This is a genomic window from Silvanigrella aquatica (assembly GCF_001907975.1).
In the GTDB taxonomy this organism is placed as follows: Bacteria; Bdellovibrionota_B; Oligoflexia; order Silvanigrellales; family Silvanigrellaceae; genus Silvanigrella; species Silvanigrella aquatica.
In genome coordinates, this window is record NZ_CP017834.1 from 932,749 (window position 1) to 944,692 (window position 11,944).

At 29.2% G+C, this 11,944-nt stretch carries 3 protein-coding genes; all 3 read right to left on the minus strand.

Going from position 1 to position 11,944, the window contains the following annotated elements; all coding sequences use genetic code 11:
* Positions 1-46 precede the first annotated feature (46 nt).
* Entirely contained in the window at positions 47-3,814 is a 3,768-nt protein-coding gene (locus AXG55_RS03970) for a type I polyketide synthase (protein ID WP_148696837.1), read from the minus strand.
* Positions 3,815-9,880: a type I polyketide synthase gene (locus AXG55_RS03975; protein WP_148696838.1), complete on the minus strand. Its 6,066-nt coding sequence runs from the start codon at positions 9,878-9,880 to the stop codon at positions 3,815-3,817.
* On the minus strand, positions 9,877-11,944 hold a 2,068-nt coding region (locus AXG55_RS03980), incomplete at its 5' end, for a non-ribosomal peptide synthetase (RefSeq protein ID WP_148696839.1). The genes AXG55_RS03980 and AXG55_RS03975, both read right to left, overlap by 4 nt.

Sequence of the window (11,944 nt, forward strand, 5' to 3'; positions counted from 1 at the left end):
TAAAGAATCATTTGAGAAAATTTTATATATCTATTTCAATTTTTTATCATCTAGATATTTTTGAAATATTCTTAGATACGTTTTTTAACAATGTTTCTGAGATGATTGCTAAATTCTGATTTTCCATAATAGAGTAATGATTTGCTTTTATTTTTATTTCTATTAAATTTGGTGCATAATCCAAGACGCCATTACTATTTTTTATAGATTCATAAAATTTATTTTCTTCCATATTCATTTCAACTTTTAGTTGAACAGGAATTGTAGCATTGAAAAGCGTGACATCGCCTAAATACTTTTGAGGTCTATACTCTCGTAACATTTCTAGTTCTATTTTATAAACTTTTAATGCTTTTTCTCTATATTCAGATGGCAAGGTTTGAAAGAACTTATCTTCCTCGAGATTGAAAAACAAGTCGTCTAATTCTTGAGCATAAATTTTAGTTGCATTGTTATAAATAAAGCTGTCAATCATGTAAATATTTATAACTCTATCACCTAAAAGTGTTAAACGTTGCGCAATTTCAAAAGCAATTGTTCCTCCTAATGACCACCCGCCTAGATGATAAGGGCCATAAGGAGCAATCTTTTTAATATAATCAACATATTTTTCAGCAAGCTTTTCTATGGAATTTATAAATGGACCATCATTATAAATATTATATGAATCAATTGCGTAAATTGAAAATTCGTTTTGGATGAGCTTTGCAAAATCTGAATATACTTCAGCTCCTGCATGTCCTGGATGAATTAAAAATAGCATTGGTTTAAAAAGATTTTCTTTAAATTTTATAATAGGTTGGTATGTTTTTAATCCAGTTATATGATCTAATAAACCCAAGCTTTGTTTTTCTATTGTGTTATTTTCTAATACCCATACAACTGAAATATTTACTAAAAAACGCTGATTTATTTTTGATATTAATTGAACAGATAGTAAAGAATTTCCTCCTTTATTATAGAATTCATCATTTATATTTATTGAATCAATTCCTAAAACAGATTTCCATATGTCTAAAACTTCTTGTTCGATTTTATCTTTTTTTGATGTAAATATATCATTAGATAAATGATTTTTATTAATATCATTTTTATATAAATTAGGAGATATTAGTGATATAAATTTGTTTGAAAATTCTTTATCCTGACTGTTTTTTTTACATGTTGAACTAGTTAACCAATGTCTTTTTCTTTCAAATGGGTAAGAAGGAAGAGCGACTTTTATTCTATTTTCATTTATATATAGTTTATCGAAATTAATTTTAATTCCACTAACCCATAAACTTCCAAGAGTTTTGAAAGTTTCCATTTCTGCTGGCGTCGTTTGTTTAAAGGATGGTAAGGATTGCAGATATATTATACTTTTAAGATCTTTTAAACAGGATTTTGCAAGTGAATTCAAAGTTTGCCCAGGCCCGATTTCTAGAAAAATACTTGCCTCATTGGCTAAATTTTTTATTCCTTTTTCAAACTGAACTGTATTTCTCAAATGATTTACCCAGTACTCAGGATTAGTTGCTTCTTCACTTTGAATAATGGTTCCTGTTAAATTTGATATAAAAGGAATTTTAGGGGATGATATATTTATTTTCTCTAAAATTAACTTAAATTCAGCTAAAATAGGTTCCATCATATTTGAATGAAAAGCATGAGAGGTTCTTAAACTTTGAAATAAAATATTATGTTCTTGCAGTCTTTTTTCAAGATCTTCAATCTTATTGAATTCTCCAGACAAAACACATGAATTATCAGAATTGATAGCTGCTACAGAAATGGAAGAGTTTAATATTGGCTTTAAATCATCTAAGGAAGAAAAGATAGAAATCATTTTTCCTCTTGGCATTTGTTGCATTAATTTTGCTCTAGAATAAATGAGAAAAATAGCATCTTCAAGACTAAAAACTTCTGCTATGCAAGCTGCTACATATTCGCCTAAACTATGTCCAATCATTACGTCTGGTTTGATTCCCCATGACATATAAAGTTGAGACAAAGCATATTCAACTATAAATATTGCCGGTTGAGCAAAAACTGTATTATCTAAATTACCATCAGATATTAAATTGAGTTCTTTTGGATATAATAGACCTAATAGATCAATGCCAGAATATTTGTTTAATATATTTGCACAATTGTCTATACAGTTTCGATAAGTTTCTTCTGTTAAATACAATTTTCTTGCCATATTAACATATTGAGAGCCTTGACCTGGAAACAAAAAAGATAACTTTGCTACTTTATTAGGATCCATTTTGTTCTGAATATGGACTATCGATCTTGAATTATTTAATTCATTTTTAGTGTATACAATGAGAGCTTTTTTATATAAAAATTCATGATAACAAGTTTGAAGAGTATAAGAAATATCACGATAATTTAAATTTGTATTTTGTTCTAAAAAATTTAAAAGTTTTTTTTCTTTTTTTTCTAAGGCAGAGATTGATTTTGCAGAAATGCAGAAAAGGCTACATGTATTTGTGTCAGGGTCAGAAACACGTAGTGGTGCTTCTTGTAGGATTATATGGGCGTTCGTCCCTCCTATGCCAAATGAACTAACCCCTGCAATACGTGGTAGATTTTTGGTAATCCAAGGTTTTGTTTTATTATTCACATAAAAAGGACTATCTTCGAAGTTTATATTGGTATTTGGACTTTGAAAATTTAAACTAGCAGGTAATATTTTATGTTTCAATGCGAGAATCGTTTTTATCAAGCCAGAAATTCCAGCGGCAACATCTAAATGTCCTATATTTGTTTTTACGGAGCCTATTGCGCAAAAATTCTTCTGTTTTGTTGATTGTTGAAATGCATTATTCAAAGCCGAAATTTCAATAGGATCCCCTAATAATGTACCGGTCCCATGAGCTTCAATATAACTTATTGAATCTGCTGTAATACCAGCAATATTAATTGCTTCTGAAATAACATCAGATTGTTTTTGAACACTAGGAGCAGTATATCCAACTTTTAAATTTCCATCGTTATTTATTGCGGTACCTTTTATAATGGCATCAATACGATCACCATCTGCTAATGCTGCTTCATATCGCTTTAAAACAACTACCCCAACTCCATTTCCGCAAACCGTTCCACTAGAAAGTTTATCAAAAGCCCGACAATGTCCATCCTTTGATAAAGTTAAACCTTCTTGATACATGTAACCAGTTTTTTGATGTGTTTGAATAGAAACTGTTCCCGCTAGTGCTATAGTGCAATCACCGCTAAGTAAACTTTGACATGCTGTGTGAACAGCAACAAGGGATGTAGAACATGCCGTTTGGATATTAAGACTTGGACCCGTTAAATTTAAAGCATGAGAAACTCGTGTAGATAGTTGGTCTTTACTATTTGAAATAATAAGCTGAAATGTACTAAAGTTTTTCAAAACTTCTTCATTTGAAAGTAGCTGATATAAGTATAGGTTTGTAGATGAACCTGCAAAAACACCTATAGCACTTTTGTATTTTGAAGAAGTATAAGCTGCATTTTCGAGTGCTTCCCAAGCACATTCCATAAAAATGCGATGTTGAGGGTTCATTATTATAGACTCTTGCGGGCTATAGTTGAAAAACTCAGCATCAAACTTATCCGAATCTTCTAATACTCCACCCGCATTGACATAGTTAGGATTTTCTAAAGTAGTTGTATCTATTTCTTCTGATTGCATTTCTTCTTTGCTAAAAAATGAGATGCATTCTTTTTCATTGTAAATATTTTCCCAAAATTCTTCTATATTTTTAGCTAAAGGAAATCTGCCTGCCATACCAATAACAGCAATTTCATATCCAGTTGTTTCATTATTTGAATTATTCATTTAATTAAGTCCATTATTATTTTTTGAATTAATTCGATCTTTATAACTAAGAAAACTTCTTTTCGGCATTTTCTTAGTTTGAGAGATATTTATTTCGCTTGAAGAAATTGAATTTAGTTTCTCAATTTCTAATGAAATAAGTCTAATAGTTGGATATTTAAAAAGATCAATTATTGAAACTTTATACCCTATTTTGTTCAAACGATAATGCACTTTAGTTATTAATAGTGAATTTCCGCCTAAAGTAAAAAAACTAGTGTCAATATCAACTTTTTGTAACGATAAAACCTCACACCAAATAGAAGCTATTAAATCTTCCACTTTATTTTGTGGGATAGAATTAGGAGTTATATTAATTAATTTATTATAATTTGGTGGAGGTAATTTATTTCGATCAATTTTTTTATTGCTAGTTAAGGGGAATTCACTTAATTTAATAAAAAAATATGGAATCATATATTCGACAAGTTCTTGTGCTAAATATGTTTTTAAAATTGCAGAAAATTCTCTTTCTGAATCTGGAATTTTGTTCTCAGAAATTACCGGAATATAGTAAGCTATAATTTGTTTTTGTTCGTTATAAGAATGAACATTACAAATGCATTTTTCAATAAATTCATGTTTACTTAATGCATGTTCAATTTCACTTATTTCAATTCTATGACCTAATATTTTAACCTGTGAATCACTACGCCCTATATATTCCAACCCTTTATCTTCCAACCATCGTACTAAATCGCCTGTTTTATATATCCTAGAGTTTTCTATACTTGACATAAATGGATTATCAATAAATTTTTCACTTGTTAGCTTTGGTTGATTTAAATATCCCCGAGCTAGTCCATTGCCAGATATATGAAGTTCACCTATGACTCCATCTGGAACTAAATTTAAATTATCATTTAAGATATATATTTGAGTATTTGCAAAGCAATTACCAATAATTTTATAGTCTGTAGATACTAATAATTCATTATATGTTGACCATATTGTTGTTTCTGTGGGTCCATATACATTCCATACTTTTCGTGAAAGATTAAGGAGCTTTTTAGCTAAACTTTCATTTAATTGTTCACCACCAACTAAAGTTATCATATCTTTTGGAGTACTATTACTTAATAAATCAACTAACATACTCCAGACTGAGGGAGTTGCTTGAACAATGCAATTTGAATTTTCTTTGATATAAAATGCAAATTTTTCAGGATCCCTAGCTTCAATATGTGAGAGAAAACGTAGTTTCGCTCCAGAAATTAAAGGTAAAAATATTTCTAAAACAGAAATATCAAAATTAATTGATGTTCCACTGATTAAGCAATTTTCACTCGAAATATGTAGTTTTTTTCTAAAATCTTGCAACAAATTAGTGACTGATGCGTGTTCAATCATAACTCCTTTTGGTAAACCAGTTGATCCCGATGTATAAAGGACATAAGCGAGGTCATTTGCAGAGCTAATATTTTGTGATGTAGGAAACGATTCGTTATATTCATTTTTATTAAAATCATTTAATAAAACTATTATATTATTGTATTGATTTAGAAAAAATTTATTATTTAAAATTTTTTCTTCACTAATTATTAAAGTAATTTTTGAATCTTCAATAATCCCCTTAAGGCGTTTTTCAGGATAAGTGGAATCAAGTGGTACATAAGCGGCTCCCGTTTTTAAAATAGCGAGTAAAACAATAACCATTTCTAAGCTACGATCCAAACATATACCTATTAAACTGTCGTTTAATATATTCTTTTGATAATGTTCATAATATTTTTCATTAATAAAAAAAGAATACTTATTTGATATTAAGTCAAGTTCTCTGTAAGTTATTTGATTGTCTTCAAAATATACAGCAATTAAATCAGGAGTTTTTGCAACTTGTTCTGCAAATAGTTGATGAATTGTTTTATTCTTGAAACAAAGTTCCTCTGTTTTATTACGGTTGTATAATAATTCTTGTATTTCAAGCTTTGATTGCAACTGGATAGAACTAATCTTTGTATCTGGATTTTCAGCAATACAACATAATATATTTTTAAAATGAGTTTTTATTTTTGCAATAGTTTCTTCTCGAAATAAACTCGTATTGTATTCAATGCGGCAAGTTAATCCTGATTTTTTTTCACATAAATGAAATGTTAAATCAAATTGAGAAGTATCGTAGCAATTATGAATTACTTCAGATTGTAAATCAGATAATTTAAGGTACTCATCAGTAGATTTTTGTTGGAGCAGCATCATAACTTGAAAAATTGGATTTCTACTGGTATCTCTTTGAATATCCAAAATTTCTAAAAGTTTTTCAAAAGGAATATCTTGATTATTATACGCATCTGAACAGTTTTGTTTAACTTGTTCTAAAAAATCGATATAAGTTTGATTAACAGTTATTTTATTACGAATAACTATTGTATTTGCAAAAAAACCAATTATAGATTTCATACGTTCATTGCTTCTATTCGCAATAGGAGTCCCAACAATTATATCATCTTGATTTGAATATCTATGAAGAAGTATGTTTAACCCAGAGAGTAGTACCATAAAAAGTGTAGCACTGTTATTTTTTCCAATATTTTTTAGAGACTCTGATAGTTCTCCTTCTAATTCAAAATAAAAACTTTTTCCAACATGCTTTGCAACTAATGGGCGTTGATAATCAGTTTTTAGCTCTAATTGAGAATAATTAGAAAGAGTTTTTTCCCAAAATTTGATTTGTTCCTTAAAGGAGCTTTCTTGTATTAATTTCTTTTGATAAAGTGAAAATTCTGAATATTGATAGTTTAAAGGATTTAAATTTTTTACAATATTATTATTTAATCTATTATAAATTATACTTAGTTCATCAAATAATATATTTATTGACCAACCATCTGTTATAATATGATGTTGATTTATAAATAAAATATGTTCTCTTTCAGTCAATTTATATAGTTTTACTGTAAAAAGAGGTCCAACTGCTAAATCGAATAAGCTGTGAGACTCTTGTTTTAGTATTGAATCAATTTCCGACTCTTGTATAATATGAACATTTAAATCAATTAAGTAAGGAGGAAGTGAAAATTGTTGAGGGTTTGATTGTTCATCAAGCCTAAAAACTGAACGGAGACTTTGATGTCTTTCTATTAAAATATTAAATGATTTTTCTAAATTTTTAATATTAATTAAGCCCGTCAATTTGATTGCTAAGGGGACATTATAAATTCCTGCCTCATATTGTTCAAGGAACCAAATTCTTTGTTGTGTGAAGGAAAGTATTCCAATATGATTATCATCAAATTTATCTTTACAATTATACATATCAATAGAGTTTTTTTGAGGAAAAAGATGACTCGCTAGTGCAATCGGGGTTGGATAGTTAAAAATAATTGAAACTGGACAGGATACAGATAAAACTTGTTGAATATTATGTATTGCTTGATTTGCAGTTAAGGAATCTCCACCTAGTTCAAAAAAATTGTCATTGATGTCGATTGATGAAATACCAAGATATTGGCTCCATATTTTTGCAATTTCAATTGCAAAGTCATTTTTGCTCATTACGTTACTATTATTTGCGACAAAAATCTTCTTTTCATCTTTTGAATTTAATGATTTAACTTCGATAAAATTTAATTTTTCAATCCAATATTTTTCGTGTTGAAAAGGATAAGTAGGTAGAGAGACTTTTTTACCAGAAAAATTTGTATTATATATTTTCCAATTAATTAAAATTCCTGAAAGCCACATTTTTGCTAATAAAATAGAAATGTTTAAGCTATAATCAGTGTTTTTACCCTTTGGATGAGGATGTAAATTTAATATCGAAAGATCGAAATAATTTTCACTGTTTTTTTCTAACTTATCTAAAAAAATCGATTGTGAATCAATATTTAAAAATAAATACTTTTCGAAGTTTCTATTTATAAAGTCTAAACCAGAATGCGGTTTTGATGATTCTAAAATATATTTAGTCCAGTATTTATAGTTTTTTGCATCTTCTGAGGTAATTAATTCAGATGCATAAGGAGATATTAAAGCCGTTTTGGGTTCAAAGAATGATATTTCTAATATATCATCAATATGATTTGGCAATAATTTGGAATTGTATGCTACTAATTTAAGGCCATCAGTTAGAGAAAAAACCTCAGCCAAACAAGCTGCAGCATATATTCCAGTACTATGAGAGATTAAAACATCGGGTTTAGCACCCAATTCGATCCATAATTTCCCCATAGCATATTCAAAAATAAATAATATTAATGTTTTTATTTCAGAATAATTTGTTAATGAATGTTTGTTTTTAAAATCAAATGGAATTTCTATATGACTGAATAAATTTGGATATAAAATTGTTCGAATATCAATTTTAATCATTTCTTTCACAAGGCAGGAACATGTATCAATTGTTTCTCTAAATACAGAATAATTCTGATATAAATTCCAAGACATATTAATGTAATAATCGTGATTTCCTAAGAAAACAAATGCAACCTGAGGAACATTATTTACTCTGGATTCTGATAGAAACATGTCTTGAGAGCTTGTTTTTTTTGGATTAAAAATTAATTCATTTCGATCTTTTGCTATTATGACTGAGCGAAAAGAGAAAGGGCATCTCCCTGTTTGATACGTATAAGCAGTATCTTCTAGGCTCACTTCAGGATTATTTTCAAGAAAATGAAATAAATTAAGGCGCATTTTTTCTAAGGACTTGGGATTTTTAGCTGATAATGGAATAATTTTCCATTCGTGTTCCTTTAATTCAGTATGAGAAATTATTTTTGAAGGGGCTTCTTCGAGAACCAGATGAACATTTGTTCCGCCAATACCAAATGAACTGAGTCCTGCACGTCTTGGTAAGTTTCCTTCCTTTTCCCATTTTTTTAGCTTAGTATTAACATAAAATGGGCTATTCAAAAAATCAATTTCAGGATGTGGTGAAGAAAAATGAAGAGATGGAGGCAATTGTTTGTGTGTAAAGCACAGAGCTGTTTTTATCAATCCAGCAACACCCGCGGTAGCGTCAAGATGTCCTATATTTGTTTTTACAGATCCAAGAGCACAATATTGTTTTTTCTTAGTTTTTTCCTTAAATGCTTCTATTAAACCCGCAAGCTCAATTGGGTCTCCTTTTTTTGTGCCTGTTCCATGAGCTTCGACATAGCTAATTGTTTCGGGTGATATTCCAGCTATAGCTTGCGCTTCTGCAATGACAGATGATTGTCCACGAGTACTAGGTGCCGTATACCCAATTTTACGATTGCCATCATTATTTATGGCAAAACCTTTTATTACTGTATAAATAGTATCTTTATCAGTAATTGCTTCCTCTAAGCGTTTCAATACAACGATACCAACGCCATTTCCAGGTACTGTTCCGTTAGCTTCCGCATCAAAGGCCTTACAATGTCCATCCGGGGATAAAATCATCCCATTTTGGTATAAATAACCTGTTTTTATTGGCATTTCAATTGTAGCTGCTCCTGCAAGAGCAACATCACATTGATAAGTAATTAAATTTTGACAAGCTTGAGCAATTGCAAGAAGTGAGGTGGAACAACCAGATTGTATAGTATAACTCGGTCCAGTAAAGTTCAATTTATAAGAAACGCGTGTACTGAAAAAATCACTTCCATTATTAATGTTCAATTGATAATTGCTAACATGTTTTTTTACTTCTTCATTTTGAGCTAAGTTTTGTTGATAATAGCTATTTGAGCCTAATCCAGAGACTCCCGCTATGACACTTATACGTCCTGCTTCATTTTCTGAATAATAACCGGCATTTTCTAAGGCCTCCCAAGCGCATTCTAAAAAAACTCTATGCTGGGGATCCATTGTCTCAGCTTCACGTGGAGAAATATTAAAAAAATTCGCATCAAATAATTCAGCACCTTCCAAATATCCTTTTGCTCTCACATAATTTTCATTCTCTAAGAGCTCTGTGCTGACACCATTGTTTAATAGTTCTTCTAATGAAAAAGTGGAAATGGATTCCTTTCCTAGACAAAGATTTTCCCAAAATTCATTTATGTTTTTGGCTCCAGGAAATCTTCCTGCCATACCGATAATTGCAATTGAATTAGTCATAATTGATTCTCTATATTTGTATTTACTATCTTAGCAAAGCTAATATTTCGAGCAGCTAATCTTTTCATTGCTCTACTCTCGCCCAATGAAAGTTGTGAATTAAATTCTATTTTTTGATTAGAAAAATAGTTTACCTGTTCACTGATCGTTGTGTATGTAAAAAGTTCATTTAATGGGATCGATTTTTTCAAAGAATTTTCAAGATTATTATGAAGTCTCATTAATAATAAAGAGTTTCCTCCAATATCGAAAAAATTATCATTTATATCAATTTTATTTGTTTCTAATGTTAATTTCCAGGAGTTAAAAATGATATTTGTTAGACTATCTTTTTCTGAAATTAAAGAATTTAAGTATGAACTTTGAGTAGAAATATTTGTATATTCAAATAAAATTGATAATGGTATTTCTTTCTTTAAAAGATTTTCTAATTTAGAATGTAGTCTCATTAATAATAAAGAATCTCCACCAATATCAAAGAAATTATTGTCAGAATTAATATTTCCTAATTCTAGTATTTCTTGCCATATTTTAAGAACTTCATTTTCAATGTTAAACTTCTTTTCTGATTCCAAATTTCTATTATTTTCACTTAGCTCAATTTTATGTTGAATAGGATCAGGTAGAGCATTGTAATCAACTTTTCCAGTCCTTGTGAGAGGAATTGAATCAAGTTCCATAAATAATCCTGGAATCATATACTGAGGTAACTTTTGCTTCAAATAGCTTATTATTTCTTCTTGGTCTACAAATTTATTGTTATTCTGAACAAAGTAAGCTATAATAATTTTTCTTTTTTCAGAATTTTCTTTTAATTTTACAGCGCATCTTTGTATGCCTGGATGAGCTGATAAACAAATTTCGATTTCCTTTAGTTCAATTCGATAACCACGAAGTTTAACCTGTTGATCAATTCTACCAACGATTTCAATATCGCCATTATCTAAATAACAAGCAAGGTCACCAGTACGATATAAAAATGTGTCAAAATTTTTATTTTCTGCATAAGGATTTAAAATAAATTTAGTATTATTTAACTCGATATTATTAAGATAACCACGAGCTACTCCAGGTCCACTAATGCATAATTCACCACTAACTCCAGCAGGAAGTAATTCTAAATAGTCATTTAAAATATAACATTTTGCACCTGAAATTGGTTTACCAATTGGAATTGATGAAGCATTATCTAATAAAGATTTGACAACAAAATATGTCGAAAAAGTCGTGCATTCAGTAGGACCATAAATATTATTAACTATTAGATTCTTTGCCTGTGTACTATCAATAAGAGTTTTTATTAAATCTGGCCTAGCTGCCTCACCGCCAATATATAATTTTCTTAGTTTATAGAATACTGAAATGTCTTGACTGGCGAGTTCATTGAATAATCCTGTCGTTAGAAATGATATAGAAATTTTATTCTGAGAAATATAATTAGCTAATGATTGTGGTTGAAGCAATACATTTTTATCAACGACACATGATACAGCACCATTTAGTAGTGCTCCCCAAATTTCAAAAGTTGAAGCATCGAAAAATATTTTTGATGCTTGCATGATCCGATCTTCAGGTATTATTGTAACATAATTTGTATTTTTAACTAAGCGGGTGACGCCTTTATGTTCTATTTTAACTCCCTTTGGTCTTCCTGTTGTGCCTGAGGTATACATAACATAGGCTAAATCTTGTGGGCAATTAATATTAGATAAATTTTGATTTTTATCTACTTCAAGTTTTTGATTATGAACATCTTCAATTAGGATGATTTTATAATTATTTTTTTGTAAAAAGGAATTTTTTATCAATAATTTTTCTTGTGTAATTACTATTGGAGCTTTGGTATCATCGATTATATATTTTATTCTCTCAATAGGATCTTCAGGATCAATCGGAACAAATGCCCCACCTGCTTTTAATATTGCAAGAAATGAAATATAAACATCAATATTTTTATCCATGAAAACAATTATTAAGTTATCTTTTTGAAATTTTTTTGCAAACAAATCTTGAAATATTTTTCTTATATTATGTCCAAGATAATTTGATTTTTTATTTAAATCT

Excerpts from the sequence above, each read along its gene's own strand:
- AXG55_RS03975 (WP_148696838.1), bottom strand. The coding sequence starts at position 9,880 with ATGACTAATTCAATTGCAATTATCGGTATGGCAGGAAGATTTCCTGGA.
- AXG55_RS03970 (WP_148696837.1), bottom strand. The coding sequence starts at position 3,814 with ATGAATAATTCAAATAATGAAACAACTGGATATGAAATTGCTGTTATT.